This window comes from Cupriavidus sp. F041 (assembly GCF_057814235.1).
The window spans coordinates 2372490-2398007 of sequence record NZ_JBVASY010000002.1; the positions used below are offsets into that span (position 1 = coordinate 2372490).

The following is a 25518-nucleotide window of genomic DNA, read 5'->3' on the forward strand; positions in this document are numbered from 1 at the left end:
TTTCACGAGACAGCAACTGCATGACATCGAACTGCGCGGCGACAGGCGCTGGCCGCCGCCTCATTGTGCCTGGAAGCGCGCGCGCAACTTGTGTTTTTCCACCTTGCCGGACGGCGTGCGCGGCAGCGCCTCGATGATCCGGACATGGCGCGGCACCTTGTAGCCTGCCAGCGCCGCGCGGCAATGCGCAAGCACCCCTTCAGCATCGAGCGCCACGCCTGGCCTGGCCACCACCAGGGCCATGCCGACTTCGCCCCAGCGCGCGTCCGGCACGCCGATGACAGCCGCCTCGGACACCCCGGCAAGCTGGAACAGCACGTTTTCCACTTCGGCGGGATAGACGTTCTCGCCACCGGAAATAAACATGTCCTTGGCGCGGTCGACGATGTAGTAATCGCCCTCCTCGTCCATGTAGGCGATGTCGCCGGAATGCAGCCAGCCGCCGCGAATGGCGGCATCGGTGGCCTGCGGTAGGTTCCAGTAGCCCGGCGTGACACCCGGCCCCTTGATCAGCAACTCGCCGCGCTCGCCGGGCGCCACGTCGCGGCCGTGCGCATCCACCACCCGTGTCAGCATCGAGCCCACCGGCTTGCCGATGGTGCCGATCTTGCGGCGCGCGGTGGCTTCGTCGCAGACAAACACGGTGGGACCGGTCTCGGTCATGCCGAAGCCGAAGCAGATCGTCACGCCCTTGGCCAGGTAGGCCTCCAGCAGAGGCCGCGGCACCGCCGAGCCGCCCGCGGACATATTGCGCACCCGCGAAAAGTCCGCCGCCGCAAAGCCGGCGTGCTGGCTCAGGAAGAGATAGACCGCGGGCACGGCAAAGAACATGGTGATGCCCTCGCCGGCGCCGGCGTCGAGCTTGCCCAGCGTGACCGCGGCATCGAACTGCCGCATGATATGCACGGTGCCGCCGGCATGGAGCACCGGGTTGGCGTACAGGTTCAGCCCGCCCGTATGGAAGAACGGCAGCACATTGAGGAACACGTCATCGCGCGTGATCTTGTTGGCCAGCATGGCGTTGACGGCATTGAAGAAGACCATGCCATAGGTCTGTATCACGCCCTTGGGACGGCCAGTGGTGCCCGAGGTATATAGCAGGTGCCAGACCTCGTGCTCGTCGCGGCAAGGCATCTCGATGATGCGGCCCGAACTGCCGGCCAGCATCGCTTCATACTCCATCCAGCCCCCCGGCACATCGGCGCTCTCGTCATCGGCCAGGTGCAGGACCGCGCGCAGCGGCAGCGCACTGCTCAAGTCCGCGGCGGTAGCCAGGAAGCCATCGCCGGCCACCAGCACGTCGGGCGCGCAGTCGCGCAGGATTGGCAACAATTCCGCCGCCGGCAGGCGCCAGTTCAGGCAGACCATCACCATGCCGGCCTTGGCGCAGCCATAGAGCATCTCGAAATAATCGGAGCTGTTGTGGGCCAGCACGGCCACGCGGGCGCCGGGCGCCAGCTGCAACCGCTCGCCCAGGTACTCGGCGAAGCGGCTGGCACGTTCGTCGAACTGCCGGTAGGTCACCTTGCGGCCGCTCTCCACGTCGACCAGCGCAACCTTGTCCGGCGTGTGCAGGGCGTTCTTGTGCAGCCAGTCGACTACATACATGGTCCCGGATCTCCGCTTCTAGGTGTCTTTGTTATAGCGCTTCTTTTCGTGCTTGTTAACACTCGCCGCATGGTCCGGCATGTCGCAAAGCCCTACGACGCCACCTCATGCTCCGAGCGATCGCCGCGCAGGCGGCCAACGATGCCTTGTGGGAAGTAGTACACGCTGAGGATGAACAGCAGGCCGAGCCATAGCAGCCAGCGGTCCGGATGCAGCAGCCCCGAGAGCAGCGGCACGGCCGTGGTGGCCTCGCTGGCCAGCTTCATCACATCCTGCAGGTAGGTTTGCGCCACCAGGAACAGCGTAGTGCCGATGATGGCGCCGTACAGCGTGCCCATGCCGCCGATCACCACGATCAGCAGGATGTCGACCATGATCTCGAACGACAGCGAAGTATCGGGCCCGTTGTAGCGCAGCCAGAGCGCCATCAGCACGCCGGCCAGCGTGGCGAACCCGGCCGACAGCACGGTGGACACGGTCCGGTACACCACGGTGCGGTAGCCGATCGCCTCGGCGCGGAAATCGTTCTCGCGGATCGCCTGCAGCACCCGGCCGAACGGCGAGTTGACCACGCGCAACAGCAGCAGGAACAGCACCAGCGCGCCGGCGAACACGAAGTAGTAGGAGAACAGCTTGCCGTTGAGCGGCACGCCGAACCACTCGGCGTCTCCCAGGGTAAAGCCTGGCGTGAAGACCTCCGGCACCTTGAAGGTGATGCCATCCTCGCCGCCGGTCCATTCCGACAACTGCGATACCAGCGTGGCGAAGGCGGTCGCCACCGCCAGCGTGATCATGGCGAAGAAGATGGCCCTGACCCGCAGCGAGAACAGCCCGATCAGGAAGGCCAGCGCCATCGACACCGCCAGCGCGCCCAGCGTACCGAGCGCCAGCGCGCCCCACCCCGGATCGAGCCGCGACATGGCGATCGCCACGCCATAGCCGCCGATGCCGAAGAACATGGTGTGGGCAAAGGAGACGATGCCGGTATAGCCGAGCAGCAGGTCGTAGCTGGCCACCAGCACCACGAAGATGCAGATCTTGGCCGCCATATTGAGTGCGCGCGCGCCGGGAAACAGGAACGGCGCGCAGGCCAGCGCGAGCAGCATCGCCACCAGGATGACGGTGAGCACGCGGCTTCTTGGCAGGTCGCCGGAAAGCAATCGGGTCATGGTTTTCCTCGGCGCTCAGCGCTTGGCTACCGGGTACAGGCCCTGCGGACGCCACAGCAGGATCATTACCATCAGCAGGATGTTCGAGAACAGCGCTACCTTGGGAAACAGGAAGCCGGTGTAGTTGGCCATCAGCCCGACCAGCAAGGCGCCGACAAAGCAGCCGGTGGTGGAACCGAGCCCGCCGATGATGATGACGATGAAGATCAGCACATTGACCTGGGCGCCGATGGCGGCCGTGATGTTCTGCTGGTACAGGCCCCACAGCACGCCGCCCATCCCGGCCAGGCCGGCACCCACCACGAACACGCCGATAAACAGGCGCCGGATACGGTAGCCGAGTGACTCGACCATCTCGCGGTTCTCCACGCCGGCGCGGATCAACAGGCCAATGCGGGTACGGTTGAGCACCAGCACCATGGAGACGAAGATCACCAACCCGAGCACCACGGCGATCAGCCGGTATTTTTCGATCGCCGCATCGCCCAGCAAGACCGCGCCGCGGAAGGTGGTGGGCACCTGCAGCGCGATGGTTTCGGCGCCCCAGATGGCCTTGATCAATTGCTCCGCCACAATCATGCCGCCCATGGTGATCAGAATCTGCTTCAGGTGCTGGCCGTAGACCGGGCGCACCACGATGCGCTCGAACAGGAAGCCGATCGCGCCCGCCGCCACCATCGCCGCCCCGATGGCGAGGCCGAACACCGCCAGGTTGAGCGCCAGGCTGTCGGCCTCCACCCAGGCGCCCAGCGGCAACAGCACCGACGCCGCCACGTAGGCGCCCAGCGCGATAAACGCGCCGTGGCCGAAGTTGAGGACGTCCATCAGGCCGAACACCAGCGTCAGCCCCGAGGACACCACGAACACGATCATGCCCATGGCAAGGCCGGCAATGGTCAGGGTGAGCCAGGTCGAGCCGCTGCCGATCAGGGGATAGGCCAGCAGCATCAGCAGCGGGGCCAGCGCCAGCGGCGTCCAGTCGAGCCGGACCTTGGGCAGGTCGGCCGGCGCCGCCGGCGTGGTGGGTAAGGAGCTTGTACTCGTCATTGTCTCGGTCCTGACGATTCTTGTTTGATTGCGTGGAGGCCTTGATGGCCCGCCACGGGCGGCGGCACTTGCCACCGCGCGTCATGCCGCGCCCGACGCTACTGATGCGCCGCCAGCGACAAACCCAGCAGCCGCTGCTGCAAGGCCTCGTCCCCTGCCAGCTCAGCCATGTTGCCCGTATGCACCACGCGCCCGTCGTCCATCACGGCGACCGTATCCCCCACCGACCTGGCCATGTGGAAGTTCTGCTCCACCAGCAGGATCGACACGTCTGTCTGCTTGAGCTCGCGGAAGACCGTGATCATGTTCTGGATGATGGCCGGCGCCAGGCCCTTGGTCGGCTCGTCGACGATCAGCAGCTTGCGCGGCTCGATAATGGCCCGCGCCACCGACAGCATCTGCTTCTGCCCGCCGGACAACACGCCGGCTCGCTGGTGCCAGAAAATCTTCAGCGCGGGAAACATGCGGAATACCCAATCCAGCCGCTGCCCGTCGATGGCGCCACTGCGCGCGGCCAGGCGCATGTTCTCTGCCACGGTCAGCTCGGAGAACACGCTCATGTTCTCCGGCACGTAGGCGATGCCGGCCTGCGCGATGGCGGGCGTGCCGCGGCGGGTGATATCCGCGCCGTCGAACGCGATGCGCCCTTCGCTTGCCTGCCAGAGATTCATGATGGTGCGCAGTGTGGTGGTCTTGCCCGCGCCATTGCGCCCAAGCAGCATCGTCACGCCGCCGCGCGGCACCGAAAAGCTCACGCCGTGCAGGATGTGATATGGCCCGATATGCGTCTGCACGCCATCCAGGCGCAGGATGGGTGTTGCCGGTCCGTCAGCCATGACTGCCCTCCCCCTGCACACCATCGTCGGCGGCGCCGATCCCGAGATAAGCCTGTTGCACGATCGGCGAGGCGATCACCTCGGCCGGGTCGCCGTCCGCCATCAGGTTGCCGTTATGCAGCACGATGATGCGGTCGGCCAGCGAGCGCACCACATCCATCTTGTGTTCCACCAGCAGCACCGTCTTGCTCCTGTCGCGCTTGATCTCCTGGATCAGGTCCAGGATGACGGGCACCTCGTCCACGCTCATGCCGGCGGTCGGCTCGTCGAACATGAAGATGCGCGGTTGCAGCGCCAGCAGGATGCCCACCTCCAGCTTGCGCTGGTCGCCATGCGGCAGCGAGGCAACAGGCAAATGGCGCTTGTCGGCCATGGCCACGCGTTCGAGACAGCTCTCTGCCTCGGCGCGTACCGCCCGGTTGCCGCTCCACACGGACCACAAGTCCAGTCCGATGCGTTGCCGCGCCTGCACCGCCAGCCGCACGTTCTCGAACACCGACAGGTTCGGGAACAGGCTGGTCAGCTGGAAGGCCCGGCCAATGCCGCGCGCCGCCTTGTGTGGTACCGGCAGCCGCGTCACATCCTCGCCGCCAAGCAGGATCTGCCCGGCGGTGGGCGGCAACTGGCCCGAGATCAGGTTGAAGTAGGTGGTCTTGCCGGCCCCGTTGGGGCCGACGATGCAGGTCAGCTCGCCCGGTCGGAACGCGCATGACACCGCATTGACCGCCACATGCCCGCCAAAGCGGATGGTGAGGCCGCGCGTCTCTAGCGCGGGCGGCTCCGCCACCGCCCGCGAGAGTGCCGCCGTGGTATCGATGGAAGAGGCGCCCACCGTCATCACCGCTTGTTGCGGACCGGCACGTTCATCTCCTCCGGCTTGATCTCGCGGATCAGCTCGGGCACGCCCCAGGCGAACGCCGGATCGACCTTGATCTTGAAGTGGTACATCGACTGCAGGGCCTGGTGGTCTTCCTTGCGGAACGTCATCTTGCCCTTGGGCGTCTCGAACGACATGCCCTCCATCGCGCCGATCAGCTTCTCGGTATTGGTGTCGCCATTGGTCTTCTTGAGCGCCTCGACCAGCGCGATGCCGGCCGACATGCCGCCCGCGGTGAAGAAGTCAGGCGGCGACTTGAACTTGGTGTAGTGATTGGATACCAGCCACTCGTTGGCCTTGTTCTTGGGAATGCCGAAGTAGTAATACGTCGCGCCTTCCATGCCGGGGAAGTTCTTGTAGTTGCTCATGGCGGGCAGGATATTGCCGCCCGTGGCGATCTCGATGCCGTAGCGCTTGGGGTCGAGGTCGGCGATCTTGAACGGATTGCCGGCGCCGGCCCAGATGATGAAGATGATCTTGCGGCCCGGCTTGTCCTTGAGCGAATCAAAGAGGCGCTGGGCGCCGGCGGTGAAGTCCGTGGTGTTGGTGGGCAGGTATTCCTCGTGAACGATCTTGGCGTTCTTGAGCGCGCCCTTGAAGGCCTTCACGCCGTCGCGGCCGAAGGCGTAGTCCTGCGCCAGCGTGGCGATCTGCACGCCGGGCTTGTCCAGCGCCACCGCGTTGGAGATGGCGTCCTGCGACGAGTTGCGGCCGGTGCGGAAGATATAGCGATTCCACTTCTCGCCGGTGATCGAATCCGCCACGGCGGGTTCGACCAGCAGGATTTTCTTGTATTCCTCGGCCACCGGCAGCATCGCCAGCGCGGTGCCGGAGGACGTGGGCCCCACCGCGATGTCCGCGCGATCGTCGCTATAGGCCGCGGCAAGCTGGGCCTTGGCGACGTCGGGCTTGCCCTGGGTATCCTTCTCCAGCACCACCAGCTTGTTGCCGTTGACCATCATGGTGCCGTTAGTGGCATAGTCCAGCCCCATCATCAGCCCGGTCTGGGTCTGCTTGGCGTAGGCTTCCAGCGCCCCTGTCTTGTCGTAGACATGGGCGATGCGGATGTCCTTGGCAAGGGTGCCGCCGGCGGCCAGCAGGCCGGCCAGCGCGAACGCGGCTGCGGCTTGGTGCTTGAGTTGCATTCTGTGTCTCCTCTTTGGGTTTCTCTGTTTCTCTTATTGTTGCAAGTAGAGATGCTGCTCGATAACGGCTGATCGCGGCGATCGACCGTGGCCGCCCTGTTGCTCCGCTCCTTCAGCCCGCATCCGCGCCGCCCAGGAAGCGGCGCATGCCGGCGGCGGCCTCGGCGCGCATCACCTGCGCCACAAACGCCGCGCGCTCTCGCTCGAGGCCGTGCGCCAGGACCTCGGGGTCCCAGCGCAGCAGCGCGCGCGTACTCGCCACGCTGCCGGCTACCTTGTCCTTCAGTCCGGCCGCCAGCGACAGCGCCATGGCCTCGGCTTCGCCGGAAGGCGCGAGATGCGTGACCATGCCCAGCGAGGCGGCTTGCCCCGCGGTCAACGTCGTGTTCTCAAGCTGGATCGCGCGCGCCCGTGTGGCGCCAATCATCTGGGGCAGCATGGCGGTCCAGCCACCGTCCGGGCTGAAGCCCACCACCGTGTAGTACGGCGCAATGCGCGCGCCCTCGCCCAGCACCGTCATATCGCAGGCGAGCGCCAGACCCAGCGCGCCGCCGGTCAGCCAGCCCTCCACCGCGGCGATCACCGGCCAACGCAGCGCCGCCAGGCGCAGGATGGCGGCGTTCAGCAGGCCCAGCAGCCGCTGCGCATACTGTTCCAGTTCAGCGCTTTGCGGCGGGAAAGCGGCAAAGGCACCCACGTCGCCGCCCGTGGAAAACGACCGGCCGGCATGGCCGAGCACCACGGCGCGAACTACCGGATCGGCCTCCACGCGCTCGAGCGCCGCCAGCAAGTCCTCCAGCAACCCTGGCACCAGGCTGTTGTGCCGCTCGGCGCGGTTGAGCCGCAGCACTGCCGTGCTGCCGCTACGCTCGACCAGTACCAGCGCACTCATCGTGCGGCCAACCCGTGAGAGATCATGTCGAAGGCGGTATCCACCACCTTGTCCATCGACGCTGGCCGCTTCCACAGCGCGTAGCGCATGCCGAGGAAATTGCTGATGCCGATCAGGCACCACGCCCGCACTTCGGCATCGCCCGGCGAAATCTCGCCCTGCTCCTCGGCCTTGCCCAGGCGCCGGCTGTAGACGTCGGCGAAGACCTGGAAATAACTGCTGTAGATGGTCTCGTCGACCGAGTAGGAATCGAGCACGATGCGGTACAGGTTCTTGTGGCGCGACACGAAGGAAAGGAAAGCCTTGAGCCCGAGCCGCTCGGCCTCGATCTGCGTTTGCGCCGACCCCACGTGCTTGCGCAGGTGGGCGCGCACCAGTTCCAGCATGTGCTGTACCAGCGCGCGGAAGATGTCTTCCTTGTCCTTGAAGTAGAGGTAGAAGGTGCCCATCGCCACCTCGGCTTCCTGCGTAATCTCGGAGATCGAAGCCACGTAGTAGCCCTTCTCGCCGAATACTTTTTCGGCGGCGCGCAGCAGCGCTTCGCGGGTCTTCTGGCCGCGCGCGGTCTTGGGCTGGCTTACGCCGGATTCGGTGAGGGACATCGGGGCTCCGCAGTGGCTGGTCAGGCCGGAATCTCGGCAGCTACATTGCGGTTTTGCACCACGGTAACCGCACCCTCCGGCCAACCTCAAAACATGATAACTGATTCATGTTTCATGATATAAAGTTAGCGATCCGAATGTCAATACATCGCTTACCCGGAGCCCTGCCCACCCATCCGGGGAACATGGGCACGCCGCCTGGCAAGCCAACACATCGACTGGAACCATCGCCATTGGATGCTTCTCACACGGCGCCCCATGCCACGCAAGCTGAGCCAGCCGGCCTGGCTCCGGCCTTCGCCGTCCACGCCGCCAGCGCGGCCCGGCCAGGCTGGCGCGAGACGGGCAGCGGGCAAGCGTTGCTGCTCCTGCACGGGTGGTCGCTATCCGGCGAAGCCTTCGACGGCCAGCGCGCGCTGGCACGACTCGGCTATCGCGTAATTGCCCCCGACCACGCCGGACACGGCTTGTCTGCTGCGCTGCCGCATGCGGGACAAGCCAGCATTGCGCGACTGGCCGCGGATGCGGCAGCGCTGATCGGGCACCTGGGACTGCGAGACGTCGTGGTGGTCGGATGGTCGATGGGGGCGATGGTGGCCTGGGAACTGATGCGCGGCCATCCCGCGCTGCCGCTGGCCGCCATCGGCGCCATCGACATGACGCCGCGCCTGGTCGGCGACGCGGAATGGCCGCACGGCCTGCACGGATGCTACGACAGGGTCCAGGCCGCAAGAATGGCCATGCACGTTCGCAAGGACTGGCCCAGCCTGATCGATTCGGTACGCACCGGACTGTGGTCCGCCGGCAGCGAACCCGATGCGGAGCAATCAGGCCGCATCACCGGCATCATGCGGCAGTGCGCGCCGGACGCGCTTGCCGCGCTGTGGGAGGACATGGCGCGCCAGGACTATCGCCCCGCGTTGCGCCAGGCTCGCCTTCCCTTATTCCACCTGGTCGGGCAGCACAGCCGACTCTATGCGCCGGCCGTGGGCCAGGCCACACTGGCACTGCAACCGGCCGCGCGCCTTGCCACCGTCGACGGCACCGGCCATGCTCCGCATATGGAGCGGCCGGCGGCCTTCAACACGGCCTTGCTCGCGATGCTTGACTGGCCTGGCTTGTCCGCTGCACCGGCGCCATGAGCCGCTGCCCTCAGGCCAGCAGCCGGTAGGTCCACAGGCCCAGCGCGGTCAGCAGCAGCGAGCCACCAAGATGCGCCGCCAGGTGCACTGCCGCCCAGCCATAGTCGCCTGCCATCAGGTTGGCGACAACCTCGCTGGAGAAGGTGGAAAAGGTGGTCAGGCCGCCCAGGAAGCCGGTCACGGCCAGAAGGCGCCATTCGGGCGACAGATCCGCGTGCGCGCCGAAGAATCCTGCCGCCAGGCCGATAAGGTAACCGCCCACCAGGTTGGCCGTCAGCGTGCCATAGGGCAGCGCCGGGTTGGCCGCATTCCACAGGACCGAGAACACCCAGCGCAACCAGGCCCCCATCGCGGCACCGACCCCGACCGCAACAAAACCGAGCCCGCCCATCAGTGCTTGATGCCCGTGTCTTCCGCCCGCACCGGGGTGGCGCTGCCTTCCGGCGCCTCGCCGCTGGCATTCAGGGAGCGGATGCCCCAGCGCGCCAGCGCGGACTCATCGGTCACCCGCGCATCGACCCAGCGCGCGCCTTCCGGCGTCTGTTCCTTTTTCCAGAACGGCGCTTCGGACTTGAGGTAATCCATGATGAACTCGCAGGCGGCAAACGCATTGCCGCGATGCGCGGAGGCCACCGCCACCAGCACGATCTGGTCCAGCGGCAGCAGGGGTCCGACCCGATGCACGATGGTGACGCCGAGCAGTTCCCAGCGCTCACGCGCAACGGCTTCGATCCGCGCCAACGCCTTTTCGGTCATGCCGGGATAGTGCTCCAGCTCCATCGCGCTGACCGCGCTGCCGTCGTTCATGTCGCGCACGGTGCCGACGAAACTGGCCACCGCGCCCACGCCCGGCTGGCCGTGGCGCAGTGCCGCCACCTCCGCACCCAGGTCGAAATCCTCGCGCTGCACTCTGACGCTCATGTCAGCCTCCGGTCACCGGCGGGAAAAACGCCACTTCGCAGCCGTCGGCCAGCATGCTGTCCGCGCTCGCCACCTCATGGTCCACGGCCATGCGCAAGGCCCTGCCTTCAGCCAGCACCTCAGCCCACGCGCCGCCGCGGGCGCCCAGCCACCGCCGCAGGTCCGCAACGGTGGCCACCGCCGGGGGCACCTCGACCCGTTCCTGTCCCAGGCCCAGCTGCTCGCGCACGCTGGCAAAAAAACGCAACTCGATATGCATGGCGGTCTCGCTCCTCATGCCAGCAGGCCGTCGAAAGCGATGTACTGCACGGTGTCGCCCCGCGCGATCGCCTGGTTGGGCGGATTGTCGACCAGGCCGTCGCCCCACACGGTGGAGGTCAGCACCCCCGAACTCTGGTTGGGAAACAGGTCGAGCCCGCCAGCCTGGTTGACGCGCACGCGCAGGAATTCATTGCGGCGGTCGCCCTTGGGCAGGTCGAAATCGGCGCGCAGCGGCAGCCGGCGCGGCAACACGTTCTGCACGCCCTGCAGCCGCAGGATAAAGGGCCGCACGAACAGCAGGAACGTCGCGAAGCTGGAGACCGGATTTCCCGGCAGCCCCAGGAAATAGGCCGGCGCCTGAGCGCCGCGCGCTACCTCGCCGAAGGCCAGCGGCTTGCCCGGCTTGATGGCGATCTGCCACAGGTTGAGCCGCCCTTCCGCCTCCACGGCCGGCTTGATGTGGTCTTCCTCGCCCACGGAGACGCCGCCGGAGGTGATGATCAGGTCATGCCCCTCGGCGGCCCGGCGCAGGGTGTCGCGCGTGGCGGCCAGGGTGTCGGGCACGATGCCGAAATCGCTGACCTCGCATCCCAGGTTTTCCAGCAGTCCGCGCAGCGTGAAGCGGTTGGAGTTGTAGATGGCACCCGGCTTGAGGGGCTCGCCCGGCATGGCCAGTTCGTCGCCAGTGAAGAACACCGCCACCTTGACGCGCCGCACAACGTCCAGCGCCGCCTGCCCCACCGAGGCGGCCAGCCCCAGCGCCTGCGGCGTCAGCCGCGTGCCGGCTGGCAGGATCACGCTGCCGGCGCGGATGTCCTCGCCGGCCCGGCGGATCCACTCGCCCGGTTGCGGCGCGTGATTGACGATCACATCGTCGCCTTCCGCCACACACTGTTCCTGCATCACCACCGCGTCCGCTCCCGGCGGGATCAGGCCGCCGGTGAAGATGCGGGCAGCCGTGCCGGCCGCCAGCGCCGTGCCGACATGGCCGGCGGGAATGCGCTGGGCCACGCGCAGCCGCGCGCCCGGCGCGGCCACGTCGGCACTTCGCACGGCGTAGCCGTCCATCGAAGTATTGTCGGCCGGCGGCACGTCCAGCGTGCTCGATACCGGCGTGGCCAGCACGCGCCCGTTGGCGTCCAGCGTGGCGATGCGCTCGGCTTCGGCGAGCGGGCTGGCGCCGGCCAGCAAGGCTTCGAGAGCCTGGGCCATGGTCAGCATGGGGGGACGGGCGGGCGCGGCAGCTTGTGTCATGACGGGAACAGGTAGGTAAGTCAGCGTGAGACAGCAAACCCATGGCCATCCATCCTCCATGGGAAACGGCCCGCGTACCGCCGCCGATACATCCGGAGCAATGCGAGGGCCGTGCGATTCCGCTCGGCAAGTCTGATTGTAGCGAGTTGGCGCGCAGGCGGCAGGAACGCCGCCCGCGGGGGCTGGCGCCTACAGGCCCGTGTGGCCGGCGATATAAGCCTTGATCCGGTCCACCTCGGCCGGCATCACCTCGAAGCGCTGCGGCAGGTTTTCGATGCCTTCGAAGCTGGCCGGACGCTCCGGCTCGTGGCCAAGCGCCTCGCGGATGGTGTCGGCGAACTTGGCCGGCAACGCGGTTTCCAGCACCAGCATCGGCACGCCGGGCGTGAGATGCTCGCGCGCGACCTTGATGCCGTCGGCGGTATGGGTGTCGATGGTGATGCCGTAGCGCCCGGACAGGTCGCGGATGGTGGCAACGCGGTCCTCGTGCGTGCTGCGGCCCGAGACAAAGCCGAAGGCGCGGATGCGCTCGAATTCCGGCGTGCCGGACAGGTCGAAGCCGCCCTTGGTGTCGATGTCGTCGCGGAACATCGTCGCCAGCTTGCCGGCGTCGCGGCCCAGCAGGTCGAACACGAAGCGCTCGAAGTTCGAAGCCTTCGAGATGTCCATGCTCGGGCTGGAGGTGTGATACGTTTCGGCCGACTTGCGCACGCGGTAGGTGCCCGTGCGGAAGAACTCGTCGAGCACGTCGTTCTCGTTGGTGGCGACCACCAGCTTGTCGATCGGCAGGCCCATCATGCGCGCGATATGGCCGGCGCAGACGTTGCCGAAATTGCCGGACGGCACGCAGAACGACACCTTCTGGCCGGGGCCGTCGGTAGCCAGCAGCCAGCCCTTGAAGTAGTACACCACCTGGGCCACCACGCGCGCCCAGTTGATCGAGTTGACCGTGCCGATCTTCTGGCGGGCCTTGTAGTCGAGATCGTTGGAGACCGCCTTGACGATGTCCTGGCAGTCATCGAACACGCCTTCGACCGCCAGGTTGAAGATGTTCGGGTCCTGCAGGCTGAACATCTGCGCGGTCTGGAATGCGCTCATCTTGCGGTGCGGGCTGAGCATGAACACGCGGATGCCGCGCTTGCCGCGCATGGCGTATTCCGCCGCGCTGCCGGTGTCGCCGGAGGTGGCGCCGAGGATGTTCAGCTCCTGCCCGGCGCGCGCCAGCGCGTACTCGAACAGGTTGCCGAGCAGCTGCATGGCCATGTCCTTGAAGGCCAGCGTGGGACCGTTGGACAGTCCCAGCAACTGCAGCGGCGCGCCGCCCTCTTCGCCCAGCGTGCGCAGCGGCGTGATATCCGCGGTGTTGTCGCCGGGACGGGCGTTGCAGTACACCTCGGCGGTGTAGGTCTTGCGCGTCAGCGCGCGCAGGTCCTCGGCCGGGATGTCGTCGCAGAAGCGGGACAGCACTTCAAAGGCGAGATCGGCGTACGACAGCTTGCGCCAGGCCTCCAGCTCGTCGGCCGTGACCTGCGGATACTCCTGCGGCAGGTACAGGCCGCCGTCCGGCGCCAGGCCGCCCAGCAGGATCTCGGAGAAGGTTTGCGGCATCTCATGGCCGCGCGTCGACTGGTATTTCATCGGTGCGTTCAGTTCAGTTCTTCCATGCGCAGGCGCGTGACGGCCGACAGCACGGTCGGCAGCGCTTCGATCTTGGCGATGGCGGCGTTGACCTGCTTCTCGAGGGTGAGGTGCGACAGCATGATGATGTCGGTCTGCGGCTCGCCTTCACGCGATTCCTTCTGCAGCATGGCATCGATGGAGATGCCGGCGTCGGCCAGGATGCGGGTGATGTCGGCCAGCACGCCGGTCTCGTCCGCCACGCGCATGCGCAGGTAGTACGAGCTGGTGACTTCCTCGATCGGCAGCACCGGCACGCTGGACAGCTCATCCGGCTGGAACGCCAGGTGCGGCACGCGGTGCTCGGGATCGGCGGTGTGCAGGCGGGTCACGTCGACCAGGTCGGCGATCACGGCCGAAGCGGTCGGCTCGGCGCCGGCACCCTTGCCGTAGTACAGCGTGGCGCCCACGGCGTCGCCCTGCACCAGCACGGCGTTCATGGCGCCTTCCACATTGGCGATCAGGCGCTTGGCCGGTACCAGCGTCGGATGCACGCGCAACTCGATGCCGTTCTCGCGGCGGCGCGTCAGGCCCAGCAGCTTGATGCGGTAGCCCAGCTCTTCGGCGTAGCGGATATCCACGGCCGACAGCTTGGTGATGCCCTCCACATAGGCCTTGTCGAACTGCACCGGCATGCCGAAGGCGATCGAGCTCATCAGGGTGATCTTGTGGGCCGCGTCGATGCCTTCGATGTCGAAGGTAGGATCGGCCTCGGCATAGCCCAGCGCCTGGGCCTGCTTGAGCACGGTGTCGAAGTCCAGGCCCTTGTCGCGCATCTCCGACAGGATGAAGTTGGTGGTGCCGTTGATGATGCCGGCGATCCACTCGATGCGGTTGGCGGTCAGGCCTTCGCGCAGCGCCTTGATGATGGGGATGCCGCCGGCCACCGCGGCTTCGAAGGCGACGATCACGCCCTTCTTGCGCGCGGCCTCGAAGATCTCGTTGCCATGCACGGCCAACAGCGCCTTGTTGGCGGTGACCACGTGCTTGCCGTTCTCGATAGCTTTGAGCACCAGCTCGCGGGCAATGCCGTAGCCGCCGATCAGCTCGATCACGATGTCGATCTCGGGACGGGTGACGACTTCGTTGGCGTCGGCCACCACCTCGACCTGCCCACCGGTCAGCTCGCGGGCGCGCTCGGTGTTGAGGTCGGCCACCATGGCAATCTCGATGCCGCGCCCGGCGCGGCGGCGGATTTCTTCCTGGTTACGTTGCAGCACATTGAACGTGCCGCTACCGACGGTACCGATGCCAAGCAGGCCTACTTTGATGGGATTCATGGACGATCTGACTCTGAGTTGCTGAAAAATGGATGACGCCGCAAACGGACCGGTTCGGGGCCGTTCAGACCGCGTGGCCGTGGCGTTTGCGGTATGCCTCGAGGAAACGGCCGACGCGGCCGATGGCCTCGCGCAGGTCTTCCTCGTGCGGCAGGAACACGATACGGAAATGGTCGGGCTTGCCCCAGTTGAAGCCCGTACCCTGCACCAGCAGTACCTTGGACTCCTGCAGCAGTTCATAGATGAACTCCTGGTCGTCCTGGATCGGGTACATCGACAGGTCGAGCTTGGGGAACAGGTAAAGCGCGGCCTTGGGCTTGACGCAGGTGACGCCGGGGATCTGCGTGATCAGTTCATGGGCAATATCGCGCTGGCGGCGCAGGCGCCCGCCTTCGTTCACCAGGTCGTTGATGCTCTGGTAGCCGCCCAGCGCGGTTTGGATGGCCCACTGGCCGGGCACATTGGCGCACAGGCGCATCGAGGACAGCATGTTCAGCCCCTCGATATAGTCCAGCGCGGGCCGCTTGTCGCCCGACACCACCATCCAGCCGGACCGGTAGCCGCACGAGCGGTAGTTCTTCGACAGGCCGTTGAACGTGACAGTCAGCACATCGGTCGACAGCGAGGCGATCGAGGTGTGGGTATGGCCGTCGTACAGCACCTTGTCGTAGATCTCGTCCGCGAAGATGATCAGCCCGTGCTCGCGCGCGATCGTCACGATGCTCTTGAGCAGTTCGTCCGAGTACAGCGCGCCGGTGGGGTTGTTGGGGTTGATGACGACGATCGCCTTGGTATTCGGCGTGATCTTGGCCCGGATATCGTCGAGATCGGGCATCCATTCGTTGGCCTCGTCGCACACATAGTGCACCGGGGTGCCCCCCGAAAGGCTCACGGCGGCCGTCCACAGCGGGTAGTCCGGCGCCGGCACCAGCACTTCGTCGCCGCTGTTGAGCAGCGCGTTCATCGACATCACGATCAGTTCCGAGGCGCCGTTGCCGACGTAGATGTCGTCCAGGCCAACGCCCTCGATGTTCTTCTGCTGCGTGTAGTGCATGATCGCCTTGCGCGCGGCGAAGATGCCCTTGGAATCCGAGTAGGCTGCCGAGTTGGGCAGGTTGCGCATCATGTCCTGCTGGATCTCTTCCGGCGCGTCGAAGCCGAACACGGCCAGGTTGCCGATGTTCAGCTTGATGATCTTGTGGCCTTCCTCTTCCATCTGCTTGGCCTTCTCCAGCACCGGGCCGCGGATGTCATAGCAAACATTGTTGAGCTTATTGGATTTCTGGATCGGTTTCACGGCGATGTCGGCAGGAGGCAAGCGCCGCCGGCTGGCGGCAGCTATCTAGGGAATCTGGGTGGGAAAGGAGCGGCCCGTTGTGCGCATCCGCTGCGATGCAACGCAAAACGTGGCAGGCAGGAAGGCAAAAGCTATAATTTATCGGATTATGACAGACTTCGGCAGGGATTCTTGCATTGCAGCGTACGGCGCCGTCACCCGGCCCCCGCGACGGCAACCCCCTCCCGACCTGCCCCAAAATGCTCTCAACCCGCCTTGCGCGGCCCGGCCGGGTGCCGGACGGCCGCCCAAGGCAGCGCCCGATAAGGTTTGCCCTTGAAACTCCACGCTGACCAGCCCAATGCTCTCAATACGGTGACGTCCTACGGACCGGGCTATATCGACATCAATATGGTGCGCTACACGGAATCCGTGCTGGTCATGCCCGAGGGCGAGATCCGGCCCTGGCCGGTGCAGCGCTTCGAAGACCTGGAGCCGGCGCATTTCGAAGGCCTGCTGGCGCACTCGCCCGAGGTGGTGCTGCTTGGCACCGGCAACCGCCTGCGCTTCCCCCACCCCCGCCTGACCGCTTCCCTGGCGCGCCTGCATGTGGGCGTAGATGCGATGGATCTCCAGGCCGCCTGCCGCACCTACAATATCCTGATGGCTGAAGGCCGCAAGGTGGCGGCCATCCTGCTGCTGGAAGACCCGGTCTGAGCCCGCCGCGCCGCCTGCCGGGCGGTGCCGCAAGTTAAGCCCGCGCCACGCTTGAAGTTTCCGGGCCCGCCCCCATCTGCCGCCACCATGGTGGCAGCACTCATGCAGCCGCCCCCTTCCTGCCCCTCCCAGGAGCCATAAGAATGACAGTCAGTCTCAGCAAGCCCGTACCCGATTTCAGCGCGCCCGCCACCGGCGGCACGTTCAGCCTTGCCGACCAGCGCGGCAAAACCGTCGTCCTGTATTTCTATCCCAAGGACAACACGCCGGGTTGCACCACCGAAGCCATGAACTTCCGCGACCAGCATGACGATTTCGTCAAGGCCGGCACCGTGGTCTTCGGCATCTCGCGCGACAGCCTGAAGTCGCACGAGAACTTCAAGGCCAAGCTGGAACTGCCGTTTGAGCTGATCTCCGATGGCGATGAAGCCGTCTGCCATCTGTTCGATGTCATCAAGATGAAGAAAATGTATGGCAAGGAAGTGCGCGGCATCGAGCGCAGCACCTTCATCATCGACGGCAAGGGCATCCTGCGCCACGCGATGCGCGGCATCAAGGTCCCCAACCACGTCGACGAAGTCCTGCAGATCGTCCGCGCGCTCTGATTCGGGCGGTTGCCGGGCCATTCCCTGGCCTTGGCGGACGGCACGTTTCTGCGCCGCAGCAACACCCTTGCAAGTCGTCTCGGCCAGCGATTGCAAAACAGAAAACGTTCGGATACATTGGCCTTTAATGAGTTCAGATTCCGGATGCCACGCTGCTTCATCGTCCCGGCCCAGGCGCTTCCTGCCACAGGCCGGTAGCGGACCTGCCGTGTCTCCGGTCCGAAAAAAAGCCGCCAAACCTGCCCCCCAGGTCTGGCGGCTTTTTTGTTTGTACTGCCCCCACGCACAGGACACGATCGGCAAGTCCGCGGCGCCAAGCGGCCGCGCCAGTGTCCTGCGCCGTTTTCCAGCCGTCTTCTCCCCCTGAAAGGAAAGCCAAGCATGCCGCTGCCGACCATGCCCGCCAAGCCTGCCCAATTGCTTGACCCGAGCGAATTCGCCCCGGTGACCAAGCTGACCAAGGCCAAATCAGCGTCGCAGGGTAAGAAACCTGTGCCGGCGCTGGAGCGTGTGGCCTTGCTGGAAACCGGAAATAGCCAAGCGGAAGGCGCCCCGGCCGTGGTGGCCCGCGCCAGCGGTTCGACGCGAGCGCGCACCAAGGATGCGCCTCCGTCCTCGCTGAAGTCCGTACCGCCGCTGGCCGCCGTACCCTCGGCGCCCGCCAAGCCAGGGCCGAGCACCACCAATCGCCGCGCGCAAAAACACGTTGGTCCCAGCAAGCTGTTCGTGCTGGACACCAATGTGCTGATGCACGACCCGTCCTCGCTGTTCCGCTTCGAAGAGCACGACGTCTATCTGCCGATGATGACGCTCGAGGAGCTGGACAACCACAAGAAGGGCATGAGCGAAGTTGCCCGAAATGCGCGCACCGTCAGCCGCACGCTGGACGCGCTGGTGGGCGGAACCGACGGCGTGCTCGACGAGGGCTTGCCGCTGGCCAAGCTGGGCAACCGCGACGCGCAAGGCAAGCTGTTCCTGCAGACCAAGCTCAACGAGATCAAGCTGCCCGACGGCCTGCCGCAGGGCAAGGCCGACAACCAGATCCTGGGCGTGGTCAGCGCGTTGCAGCAGCAATTCCCGGAGCGCCAGGTCGTGCTGGTGTCGAAAGACATCAACATGCGCATCAAGGCGCGCGCCCTGGGCCTGCCCGCCGAGGATTACTTCAACGACCAGGTCCTCGAGGACAAGGACCTGCTCTACTCGGGCGTGATGCTGCTGCCCAACGACTTCTGGGCCAAGCATGGCAAGGGCGTGGAAAGCTGGCAGGACCCGAAGTCCGGCGCGATGTTCTATCGCCTGACGGGCCCGCTGGTGCCCTCCTTCCTGGTCAACCAGTTCGTCTACATGGAGCCCAGCGACGGCAGCCTGCCGCTGTACGCACAGGTCAAGGAAATCAACGGCAGGACAGCGCTGCTGCAGACGCTCAAGGACTACACGCACCACAAGAACAATGTGTGGAGCGTGACCGCGCGCAACCGCGAGCAGAACTTCGCGCTCAACCTGCTGATGCATCCCGAGATCGACTTCGTCACGCTGCTGGGCCAGGCCGGTACCGGCAAGACCTTGCTGGCGCTGGCCGCGGGCCTGGAGCAGGTGCTCGACCAGAAGCTGTACAACGAGATCATCGTCACCCGCGCCACCGTGCCGGTTGGCGAGGACATCGGCTTCCTGCCGGGCACCGAGGAAGAAAAGATGCAGCCCTGGATGGGCGCCTTCGACGACAACCTGGAAGTGCTGCAAAAGAGCGACGACAGTGCCGGCGAGTGGGGCCGCGCCGCCACCCAGGAACTGATCCGCTCGCGCATCAAGGTCAAGAGCATGAACTTCATGCGCGGACGCACCTTCGTCAACAAGTTCGTCATCATCGATGAGGCGCAGAACCTGACACCAAAGCAGATGAAGACGCTCGTAACGCGCGCCGGCCCCGGCACCAAGATCATCTGCCTGGGCAATATCGCGCAGATCGACACGCCTTACCTGACCGAAGGCTCGTCCGGCCTCACTTACGTGGTCGACCGGTTCAAGGGATGGAGCCACAGTGGCCATGTCACGCTGGCGCGCGGCGAACGCTCGCGCCTGGCCGATCATGCCGCGGACGTCCTGTAAAGGCCACCGACCGGAAGCCCATGTAGGGCCATGTCCGGCAGCTTTGTCTGCCGGCTTGGCATAGCATCAAAGCATCCGGAGCGCCCGCCATATCGGCACCTCGCGTGCCGGCGACTGGCGGGCGCTTTTTTTTGCCCCCTCCGGCTTGTTGAATCGATGGAGACATTGATGGACAACCACCTGCACCACCATCCGGCTTGCGCCCGCAAGTACATGCCGCTACAGCCATCACGACCATTGCAATCGCGACCATTGCGACCATTGCGTCTGGCACTCGCCGGCGGCATCGCGATTGCCGCATTTTCATGGCTCGCGGCTCCCGCGCGGGCTGCCGACGACATGGTGATCCGCACCATGGGCCCGGTCAGCTATGTTTGCGGCGGCATCGCCGCGGACGAACAGCAACAGCTGGCCGCGCAACAAAAGAACTTCAATATGGGCGTCCTGTTCACCCAGGGCGAGCGCGGCGAATACGTCGCCGATGTGGCCGTACGCATGACGCGCGAAGGCCACGAAGTGGCCAGCTTCACGGCGTCCGGCCCGAAGTGCCTGATAAAGGCCCCGCAAGGCAGCTACAATATCGAAGCGACTTATAAGGGTCAGGCCAAGTCGATAACCGTCAGTACGGGCACATACAACGCACAGTTGCGCTGGTAGACCCACGGGCGGCAGCTTCGCTGGCTGCCCGCCACTGGCGCGGCACCCGACCCGGGACCGGACCGAGAAGGATGCCACCGCGCCAGATTGCCCATACCGGAAGACTCGCGCCTTTGCTGGCCGACGTCTTCGACAGCGCCCGCCTGCCAGTGCTTTGCACCGCTGCGCTGCTGCTTGCCGCCTGCGCCTCCGCTCCGCCGACGCGCCCCGGCGCCCAGTCTCGGCCATCGGCCCCGCCCATGGTCGACCCCAGCGCCGGGCTCGAAGAAGTTTCCATCCAGGCCATGTCCCTGGTTGGCACGCCCTATCGCTACGGCGGCAATACGCCTGACTCCGGCTTCGACTGCAGCGGCCTGGTGCGCTATGTAGTGCTGCGCGCCGCCAACGTCAACCTGCCGCGCACCACCGAAGCCATGGGCGACCGCGGAGTCGCGCTGGAGCGCAGCCAGGTGGCATCGGGCGACCTGGTTTTCTTCAGTACCACGGGCCGCGCCAATTCGCATGTCGGCATCTATGTCGGGCAGAACCGCTTTGTCCATGCACCCTCCACCGGCGGCACGGTGCGCCTTGAGGACATGAGCAAATCCTATTGGGCCTCCCGCTACAACGGTGCCCGACGGGTCGCGACAGGGTTTACGCCTCCGCCGGCTGCCTCACCGGCGCCTCAGCCATCGGTTGCGCCGCCGGCGCCGGTGGACGACGACCCCATCGCCGCATTCGCCAATCGCTGACGGCATACGCTCTTCCGCACCGCGACAAACAAAAAAGCCAGGCATCGCGCCTGGCTTATTGCATTCTTGTCGAAGCGGTGTCCGACCGTTCAGAGCACGTGCCGGCCAATCCACCACGCGATGGCTGCCATGAAGGCAGAAGCCGGAATGGTCAGCACCCAGGCCCAGACGATGTTGCCCGCCACGCCCCAGCGCACCGCCGACATCTTCTGCACCGAACCCACGCCGACGATGGCGCCCGTGATGGTGTGCGTGGTCGACACCGGCACGCCCAGCGCCGAAGCGATGAACAACGTGATCGCACCACCGGTCTCCGCGCAGAAGCCGCCTACCGGCTTGAGCTTGGTAATCTTCTGGCCCATGGTACGCACGATGCGCCAGCCACCGAACATGGTACCCATGCCGATCGCCACGTAGCAGGAAACGATGACCCAGACCGGCGGCTCCGCGCCGCCCTGCGCCACGTGGCCGCTGGCGATCAGCAACATCCAGATGATGCCGATGGTCTTTTGCGCGTCATTGCCTCCGTGGCCCAGGCTGTAGAGCGAGGCCGAGATCAGCTGCAGCCTGCGGAACCAGCGGTCCACCCGCGACGGCGGCGTGCGAAAGAACGTCCAGGCCACGATCACCATCATCAGCGAACCGAGCAGGAAACCCAGCAGCGGTGAGATCACGATAAAGGCCACGGTCTTGAGCAAGCCACCACCAACCAGCGCACCTGTGCCGCTCTTGGCCACCGCGGCGCCAACCAAGCCGCCGATCAGCGCGTGCGAGGACGATGAGGGAATGCCGTAGTACCAGGTGATCAGGTTCCAGGCAATGGCACCCATCAGGGCGCCGAAGATGACATAGTGATCGACGATATTGACGTCGATCGTGCCGGTTCCCACCGTGGCCGCCACCTTGAGGTGGAAGATAAAGATAGCCACCACGTTGCACATGGCGGCCATGGCCACCGCATGGTGCGGCTTGAGCACGCCCGTCGACACCACCGTGGCAATCGAGTTGGCGGCATCGTGGAAGCCGTTCATGAAATCGAACAGCAAGGCGAGCGCCACCAGCAGGGCGATCACCCACAAGCTCATTTGTATGGTCTGCATTCCGATGTGTGCCTCAGGCGTTTTCCAGGACGATGCCTTCGATGATGTTGGCAACGTCCTCGCACTTGTCGGTGATGGTTTCCAGTTGCTCGTAGATGGCCTTCAGCTTGATCAGGCGCTTGACGTCCGTCTCGTCGCGGAACAGCTTGGACATCGCCGCGCGCATCACGCGATCGGCCTCGGACTCGAGCTGGTCGATCTGCTGCGCCGTCTTCAGGATGGCGCTGGCATTGCTCATGTCTTCAAGCAGGCCGACCGCGATCTTGACCTGGTCGCAGCACTGCACGCAGATGGCGGCGAGCTTGCGCGCCTCGTCCGTCAGGCTGGTCACGTCGTACAGCGAGATGGTTTCCGCCACGTCTTCCATCAGGTCGAGGATATCGTCCATGGTGGTGATGAGCTTGTGAATCTCGTCGCGGTCCAGCGGCGTGATGAAGGTCTTGTGCAGCAGGTCGATCGTGTCGTGCGTAATGCGGTCGGCCTTCTTTTCAGTGGCCTGCACGCGGCGCGCATGCGCCTCGGCATTGGGCAGGTCGTTGACCAGCACCTCCAGCTCGCGGGCGGCGGTCACCGCGCAATCGGCATGCTGGTTGAAGTATTCGAAGAACTTGCCCTCGGTGGGCATGAATCGGCCGAACATGGAATGTTCCTTGTCGAAGCGCGGGGGCGCCGCGGGTTATTGCTGAATGAGGCAGGTACGCATTGCATGACAGCCGCCCTGGGGCGGCTGTCATCAAAACGCAATATTTTACAGGGTTGTGGAGCGAAGCCGGAGGACTTTGACAAACGGCATGGACATTCCACCGTCGTCGCCGAGCCACGATGCCCGGCAAGCCGCGCCAGGATGGGCTTCAGGTATCGTTGTCGAAGAAAGCGGGGCCGCCGCTGAAGTTGTCAAACTTCGTGAATTGACCCAGGAAGGTCAGACGCACGGTCCCGATGGGGCCGTTACGCTGTTTACCAATAATAATTTCGGCCGTGCCCTTGTCCTGCGAATCCGGGTTGTAAACCTCATCACGGTAAATAAACAGGATCACGTCGGCATCCTGTTCGATAGCGCCGGATTCACGCAAGTCGGACATCACCGGGCGCTTGTTGGGCCGCTGCTCAAGGCTTCGGTTCAACTGCGAGAGCGCGATCACCGGACAGTTGAGTTCCTTGGCCAGCCCCTTGAGCGAACGCGAGATTTCCGAGATTTCGGTCGCGCGGTTTTCACCACCGCCCGAGCCCGACATCAGCTGCAAATAGTCGATGATGATCAGGCCAAGCTGGCCGCACTGGCGCGCCAGCCGCCGCGAGCGGGCCCGCAGTTCCATCGAGCTAAGGGCCGGAGTTTCGTCGATGAACAGCTGGGCATCGTTCATGCGCTGGATGGCATGCGTGAGCCGTGGCCAGTCCTCGTCGAGCAGGCGGCCGGTACGCAGGCGGTGCTGGTCCAGGCGGCCGACCGAGCCGAGCATACGCATGGCCAGCTGTGTGCCGGCCATTTCCATCGAGAACACCGCCACCGGCAGGCCCTGCTCCACCGCCACGTGCTCGCCGATATTCAGCGAGAAGGCAGTCTTACCCATCGAGGGGCGCCCTGCAACGATGATCAGGTCGCCCGCCTGCATGCCGCTGGTCATGCGGTCCAGATCGATAAATCCCGTCGGCACGCCCGTCACATCGGTACTCGAGTCACGGTGGTACAACTCGTCGATGCGCTCCACCACCTGCGTCAGCAGCGGCTGGATCTCCTGGAAGCCCTTCTGTCCGCGCGAACCCTCCTCGGCAATGGCGAACACCTTCGATTCGGCTTCGTCGAGCAGCTCCCGCACTTCGCGCCCCTTGGGGGCGAAGGCCGCACTGGCGATATCGTCGGCCGCGGTGACCAGCTTGCGCAGCACCGAACGCTCGCGCACGATCTCCGCATAGCGGCGGATATTGGCAGCGCTAGGCGTATTCTGTGCCAGCGAATTCAGATAGGCCAGGCCGCCCACCTCCTCCGCCTTGCCAGCAACCTGCAGCGTCTCGTAGACAGTGATGACGTCGGCGGGCTTGGTGGCGGCGATCAACCGGGAGATGCTCTGGAAGATCATCCGGTGATCGAAGCGGTAGAAGTCCGCTTCGGACAGGAAATCGGCGATTCGGTCCCAGGCGGCATTGTCCAGCAGCAAGCCACCCAGCACCGATTGCTCGGCCTCGATGGAGTGCGGTGGAACCTTGAGATTATCTAGTTGGGGGTCTGCGACGGGCGCGTTCATGGGAAGGGATTATAACGGTCGCCGCCAGACAGCCGGGGGAGAATTCGCAGTCGGTTGTTACCGTGTCGGGTCAAGTGACGGCGGGGCAACCAGCCCGGTGGCAATGATGCAAACGAGGGCAGCGGCCAAACAAAAAGGCAGGAGCAAAACGCTCCTGCCTTTTTGTTTGGTCAAGCTCGATACCGGCAACCGATCCCTGCCAGCCAAACAGGCAAGCGGGACCGGTGGCAAGATCAATGCTTAGACGTGTTCGCCCAGGACGGAAACCGTCACGTCGACCAGCACGTCGGTGTGCAGCGAAACGCTGACCGGATGGTCGCCGACGATCTTCAGCGGGCCATTCGGCAGGCGCACTTGCGCCTTCTCAACCTTGAAGCCTTGACCAGCCAGTGCTTCGGCGATGTCGGCGTTGGTAACGGAACCGAACAGGCGGCCGTCCACACCCGACTTCTGGGTGATTTGCACGGTCAGGCCATTCAGCTTTTCGCCTTCGGCTTGCGCCGCGGCCAGCTTCTCGGCAGCTGCCTTTTCCAGTTCAGCGCGCTTGACTTCGAACTCGCTGATAGCGGTCTGGGTAGCACGGCGGGCCTTCTTGTTCGGGATCAGGAAGTTACGGGCGTAGCCGTCCTTCACGCGAACGATGTCACCCAGGTTGCCCAGATTGATGACTTTCTCAAGCAGAATAATTTGCATCGTGTTTTCTCCTTAACGGACCTAGGGCCGATCAGTTCTTGTGCAGGTCGGTGTAAGGCATCAGCGCGAGGAAACGCGCGCGCTTGATAGCCGTATCGAGCTGACGCTGATAGTGCGCCTTGGTGCCGGTCAGGCGGGCCGGGGTAATCTTGCCGTTGTCGCCGATGAAATCCTTCAGGGTGTCCAGATCCTTGTAGTCGATCTGTTCCACGCCAGCCACGGTGAAGCGGCAGAAGCGCTTGCGCTTGAACAGCGGGTTTTGCTGCTGGAAGCGCTTCTTGTTCTTGTTGTCACGTTTGACGAATGCCATGATTCAATCCTTTTCGAATGCTTTACATCCAGTGATGTGAAAGACGAGAGCCTTGCTGTTGCGGTGCTTGCGGGCCAGGAATCCTTCGCAGTCGAGCACCGCGCCGAGCGGAGTCCGCTCAAGCCGCTGGCCGATCTGACCGATTCCCATGGCGGCGATGGCGAATTCCACCTGCCTGGGCGTTTGCGCCTCGACCGTCTCGCCCGCGTACTGCAAGATGCAGTTGACAACGGGGACCCCGGCCGGGGTGTAACGCAAGGCATCGCGTTCCGCGAGCGTTGCGCAGAGCCTTAACTGGTTCAACGCACTCTCCCGCACCGATGCCCGCACTTGCCGCCGCGGCGTTCAACGCCCACGGCAACCACAACA

General features: G+C 65.0%; 27 protein-coding genes. 6 read left to right on the forward strand and 21 right to left on the reverse strand.

Annotated features, from left to right (window positions below; genetic code table 11):
* Positions 1-60 precede the first annotated feature (60 nt).
* From ACZY0R_RS28250 to ACZY0R_RS28285, 8 genes are all read right to left on the reverse strand, one after another.
* Entirely contained in the window at positions 61-1608 is a 1548-nt protein-coding gene (locus tag ACZY0R_RS28250) for an acyl-CoA synthetase (protein ID WP_276286586.1), read from the reverse strand.
* A 92-nt stretch (positions 1609-1700) separates the two neighbouring features.
* Positions 1701-2777 (reverse strand): branched-chain amino acid ABC transporter permease, encoded by a 1077-nt coding sequence (locus ACZY0R_RS28255; RefSeq protein WP_488863053.1) that lies wholly within the window; start codon positions 2775-2777, stop codon positions 1701-1703.
* Between the two features lie 15 nt (positions 2778-2792).
* The gene (locus ACZY0R_RS28260) at positions 2793-3824 is read right to left on the reverse strand and encodes a branched-chain amino acid ABC transporter permease (protein WP_045239967.1); all 1032 of its coding nucleotides are present in this window, start codon (positions 3822-3824) and stop codon (positions 2793-2795) included.
* A 98-nt stretch (positions 3825-3922) separates the two neighbouring features.
* Positions 3923-4660 carry an ABC transporter ATP-binding protein gene (locus ACZY0R_RS28265; protein WP_035872323.1) on the reverse strand — a complete coding sequence of 246 codons (738 nt, stop codon included), beginning with the start codon at positions 4658-4660 and terminating at the stop codon, positions 3923-3925.
* Positions 4653-5498, reverse strand: coding sequence for an ABC transporter ATP-binding protein (locus tag ACZY0R_RS28270; protein ID WP_488863056.1), 846 nt, complete (start codon positions 5496-5498; stop codon positions 4653-4655). The genes ACZY0R_RS28265 and ACZY0R_RS28270 overlap by 8 nt, the downstream gene beginning before the upstream one ends.
* Positions 5498-6682 carry a substrate-binding domain-containing protein gene (locus ACZY0R_RS28275; protein ID WP_488863058.1) on the reverse strand — a complete coding sequence of 395 codons (1185 nt, stop codon included), beginning with the start codon at positions 6680-6682 and terminating at the stop codon, positions 5498-5500. The genes ACZY0R_RS28270 and ACZY0R_RS28275 overlap by 1 nt, the downstream gene beginning before the upstream one ends.
* Positions 6683-6794: 112 nt before the next feature.
* Positions 6795-7574, reverse strand: a complete 780-nt coding sequence (locus ACZY0R_RS28280; protein WP_488863060.1) for an enoyl-CoA hydratase/isomerase family protein — start codon at positions 7572-7574, stop codon at positions 6795-6797.
* Positions 7571-8176 carry a TetR/AcrR family transcriptional regulator gene (locus ACZY0R_RS28285; protein WP_488863062.1) on the reverse strand — a complete coding sequence of 202 codons (606 nt, stop codon included), beginning with the start codon at positions 8174-8176 and terminating at the stop codon, positions 7571-7573. The genes ACZY0R_RS28280 and ACZY0R_RS28285 overlap by 4 nt, the downstream gene beginning before the upstream one ends.
* 233 nt (positions 8177-8409) lie before the next feature.
* Here ACZY0R_RS28285 and ACZY0R_RS28290 point away from each other — a divergent pair, with 233 nt between their 5' ends.
* Positions 8410-9318 carry an alpha/beta fold hydrolase gene (locus ACZY0R_RS28290; RefSeq protein WP_488863064.1) on the forward strand — a complete coding sequence of 303 codons (909 nt, stop codon included), beginning with the start codon at positions 8410-8412 and terminating at the stop codon, positions 9316-9318.
* 10 nt (positions 9319-9328) lie between these two features.
* Here ACZY0R_RS28290 and crcB read toward each other — a convergent pair whose 3' ends face one another.
* From crcB to ACZY0R_RS28325, 7 genes are all read right to left on the reverse strand, one after another.
* Positions 9329-9709, reverse strand: a complete 381-nt coding sequence (gene crcB, locus ACZY0R_RS28295; RefSeq protein ID WP_035872335.1) for a fluoride efflux transporter CrcB — start codon at positions 9707-9709, stop codon at positions 9329-9331.
* Complete coding sequence (gene moaE, locus ACZY0R_RS28300) at positions 9709-10239, reverse strand: molybdopterin synthase catalytic subunit MoaE (RefSeq protein WP_447429513.1); 531 nt, start codon at positions 10237-10239, stop codon at positions 9709-9711. The genes crcB and moaE overlap by 1 nt, the downstream gene beginning before the upstream one ends.
* A 1-nt stretch (position 10240) precedes the next feature.
* Positions 10241-10498, reverse strand: coding sequence for a molybdopterin converting factor subunit 1 (moaD, locus tag ACZY0R_RS28305; protein WP_035872339.1), 258 nt, complete (start codon positions 10496-10498; stop codon positions 10241-10243).
* Positions 10499-10512: 14 nt separating this feature from the next.
* On the reverse strand, positions 10513-11754 hold the full coding sequence (locus ACZY0R_RS28310) for a molybdopterin molybdotransferase MoeA (protein ID WP_488863067.1): 1242 nt from the start codon (positions 11752-11754) through the stop codon (positions 10513-10515).
* Between the two features lie 189 nt (positions 11755-11943).
* Entirely contained in the window at positions 11944-13392 is a 1449-nt protein-coding gene (gene thrC, locus ACZY0R_RS28315) for a threonine synthase (RefSeq protein WP_488863069.1), read from the reverse strand.
* Positions 13393-13400: 8 nt separating this feature from the next.
* On the reverse strand, positions 13401-14711 hold the full coding sequence (locus ACZY0R_RS28320; RefSeq protein ID WP_006161584.1) for a homoserine dehydrogenase: 1311 nt from the start codon (positions 14709-14711) through the stop codon (positions 13401-13403).
* A 64-nt stretch (positions 14712-14775) separates the two neighbouring features.
* Positions 14776-16008: a pyridoxal phosphate-dependent aminotransferase gene (locus tag ACZY0R_RS28325; protein WP_488863071.1), complete on the reverse strand. Its 1233-nt coding sequence runs from the start codon at positions 16006-16008 to the stop codon at positions 14776-14778.
* Positions 16009-16323: 315 nt separating this feature from the next.
* On the opposite strand from ACZY0R_RS28325, the gene ACZY0R_RS28330 reads away from it, so the two are divergent.
* From ACZY0R_RS28330 to ACZY0R_RS28350, 5 genes are all read left to right on the forward strand, one after another.
* On the forward strand, positions 16324-16704 hold the full coding sequence (locus ACZY0R_RS28330; protein WP_488863073.1) for an Mth938-like domain-containing protein: 381 nt from the start codon (positions 16324-16326) through the stop codon (positions 16702-16704).
* Between the two features lie 143 nt (positions 16705-16847).
* A complete protein-coding gene (locus ACZY0R_RS28335; RefSeq protein ID WP_035872353.1) occupies positions 16848-17309 on the forward strand; it encodes a peroxiredoxin in 462 nt (153 codons plus the stop codon).
* Positions 17310-17690: 381 nt separating this feature from the next.
* Positions 17691-19415: a PhoH family protein gene (locus ACZY0R_RS28340; RefSeq protein WP_488863075.1), complete on the forward strand. Its 1725-nt coding sequence runs from the start codon at positions 17691-17693 to the stop codon at positions 19413-19415.
* A gap of 213 nt (positions 19416-19628) precedes the next feature.
* A complete protein-coding gene (locus ACZY0R_RS28345; RefSeq protein ID WP_488866233.1) occupies positions 19629-20072 on the forward strand; it encodes a hypothetical protein in 444 nt (147 codons plus the stop codon).
* Between the two features lie 71 nt (positions 20073-20143).
* A complete protein-coding gene (locus tag ACZY0R_RS28350; protein WP_488863077.1) occupies positions 20144-20803 on the forward strand; it encodes a C40 family peptidase in 660 nt (219 codons plus the stop codon).
* A gap of 89 nt (positions 20804-20892) precedes the next feature.
* Here ACZY0R_RS28350 and ACZY0R_RS28355 read toward each other — a convergent pair whose 3' ends face one another.
* The 6 genes from ACZY0R_RS28355 to priB all read right to left on the reverse strand — a co-directional run bounded on the left by ACZY0R_RS28355 (position 20893) and on the right by priB (position 25452).
* Positions 20893-21903 carry an inorganic phosphate transporter gene (locus tag ACZY0R_RS28355; RefSeq protein WP_045239979.1) on the reverse strand — a complete coding sequence of 337 codons (1011 nt, stop codon included), beginning with the start codon at positions 21901-21903 and terminating at the stop codon, positions 20893-20895.
* Between the two features lie 13 nt (positions 21904-21916).
* On the reverse strand, positions 21917-22543 hold the full coding sequence (locus ACZY0R_RS28360) for a DUF47 domain-containing protein (protein WP_035872371.1): 627 nt from the start codon (positions 22541-22543) through the stop codon (positions 21917-21919).
* A gap of 211 nt (positions 22544-22754) precedes the next feature.
* Positions 22755-24146: a replicative DNA helicase gene (locus ACZY0R_RS28365; protein WP_035872375.1), complete on the reverse strand. Its 1392-nt coding sequence runs from the start codon at positions 24144-24146 to the stop codon at positions 22755-22757.
* A gap of 240 nt (positions 24147-24386) precedes the next feature.
* The gene (gene rplI, locus ACZY0R_RS28370; RefSeq protein ID WP_045239980.1) at positions 24387-24839 is read right to left on the reverse strand and encodes a 50S ribosomal protein L9; all 453 of its coding nucleotides are present in this window, start codon (positions 24837-24839) and stop codon (positions 24387-24389) included.
* Positions 24840-24870: 31 nt separating this feature from the next.
* Positions 24871-25149 (reverse strand): 30S ribosomal protein S18, encoded by a 279-nt coding sequence (rpsR, locus tag ACZY0R_RS28375; protein WP_006163606.1) that lies wholly within the window; start codon positions 25147-25149, stop codon positions 24871-24873.
* Positions 25150-25152: 3 nt separating this feature from the next.
* Positions 25153-25452, reverse strand: coding sequence for a primosomal replication protein N (gene priB / locus ACZY0R_RS28380; RefSeq protein WP_488863084.1), 300 nt, complete (start codon positions 25450-25452; stop codon positions 25153-25155).
* Positions 25453-25518 lie beyond the last annotated feature (66 nt).

Excerpts from the sequence above, each read along its gene's own strand:
- ACZY0R_RS28250 (WP_276286586.1), bottom strand. The coding sequence starts at position 1,608 with ATGTATGTAGTCGACTGGCTGCACAAGAACGCCCTGCACACGCCGGAC.
- ACZY0R_RS28255 (WP_488863053.1), bottom strand. The coding sequence starts at position 2,777 with ATGACCCGATTGCTTTCCGGCGACCTGCCAAGAAGCCGCGTGCTCACC.
- ACZY0R_RS28260 (WP_045239967.1), bottom strand. The coding sequence starts at position 3,824 with ATGACGAGTACAAGCTCCTTACCCACCACGCCGGCGGCGCCGGCCGAC.
- ACZY0R_RS28265 (WP_035872323.1), bottom strand. The coding sequence starts at position 4,660 with ATGGCTGACGGACCGGCAACACCCATCCTGCGCCTGGATGGCGTGCAG.
- ACZY0R_RS28270 (WP_488863056.1), bottom strand. The coding sequence starts at position 5,498 with ATGACGGTGGGCGCCTCTTCCATCGATACCACGGCGGCACTCTCGCGG.
- ACZY0R_RS28275 (WP_488863058.1), bottom strand. The coding sequence starts at position 6,682 with ATGCAACTCAAGCACCAAGCCGCAGCCGCGTTCGCGCTGGCCGGCCTG.
- ACZY0R_RS28280 (WP_488863060.1), bottom strand. The coding sequence starts at position 7,574 with ATGAGTGCGCTGGTACTGGTCGAGCGTAGCGGCAGCACGGCAGTGCTG.
- ACZY0R_RS28285 (WP_488863062.1), bottom strand. The coding sequence starts at position 8,176 with ATGTCCCTCACCGAATCCGGCGTAAGCCAGCCCAAGACCGCGCGCGGC.
- crcB (WP_035872335.1), bottom strand. The coding sequence starts at position 9,709 with ATGGGCGGGCTCGGTTTTGTTGCGGTCGGGGTCGGTGCCGCGATGGGG.
- moaE (WP_447429513.1), bottom strand. The coding sequence starts at position 10,239 with ATGAGCGTCAGAGTGCAGCGCGAGGATTTCGACCTGGGTGCGGAGGTG.
- moaD (WP_035872339.1), bottom strand. The coding sequence starts at position 10,498 with ATGCATATCGAGTTGCGTTTTTTTGCCAGCGTGCGCGAGCAGCTGGGC.
- ACZY0R_RS28310 (WP_488863067.1), bottom strand. The coding sequence starts at position 11,754 with ATGACACAAGCTGCCGCGCCCGCCCGTCCCCCCATGCTGACCATGGCC.
- thrC (WP_488863069.1), bottom strand. The coding sequence starts at position 13,392 with ATGAAATACCAGTCGACGCGCGGCCATGAGATGCCGCAAACCTTCTCC.
- ACZY0R_RS28320 (WP_006161584.1), bottom strand. The coding sequence starts at position 14,711 with ATGAATCCCATCAAAGTAGGCCTGCTTGGCATCGGTACCGTCGGTAGC.
- ACZY0R_RS28335 (WP_035872353.1), top strand. The coding sequence starts at position 16,848 with ATGACAGTCAGTCTCAGCAAGCCCGTACCCGATTTCAGCGCGCCCGCC.
- ACZY0R_RS28340 (WP_488863075.1), top strand. The coding sequence starts at position 17,691 with ATGCCGCTGCCGACCATGCCCGCCAAGCCTGCCCAATTGCTTGACCCG.
- ACZY0R_RS28345 (WP_488866233.1), top strand. The coding sequence starts at position 19,629 with ATGCCGCTACAGCCATCACGACCATTGCAATCGCGACCATTGCGACCA.
- ACZY0R_RS28350 (WP_488863077.1), top strand. The coding sequence starts at position 20,144 with ATGCCACCGCGCCAGATTGCCCATACCGGAAGACTCGCGCCTTTGCTG.
- ACZY0R_RS28355 (WP_045239979.1), bottom strand. The coding sequence starts at position 21,903 with ATGCAGACCATACAAATGAGCTTGTGGGTGATCGCCCTGCTGGTGGCG.
- ACZY0R_RS28360 (WP_035872371.1), bottom strand. The coding sequence starts at position 22,543 with ATGTTCGGCCGATTCATGCCCACCGAGGGCAAGTTCTTCGAATACTTC.
- ACZY0R_RS28365 (WP_035872375.1), bottom strand. The coding sequence starts at position 24,146 with ATGAACGCGCCCGTCGCAGACCCCCAACTAGATAATCTCAAGGTTCCA.
- rplI (WP_045239980.1), bottom strand. The coding sequence starts at position 24,839 with ATGCAAATTATTCTGCTTGAGAAAGTCATCAATCTGGGCAACCTGGGT.
- rpsR (WP_006163606.1), bottom strand. The coding sequence starts at position 25,149 with ATGGCATTCGTCAAACGTGACAACAAGAACAAGAAGCGCTTCCAGCAG.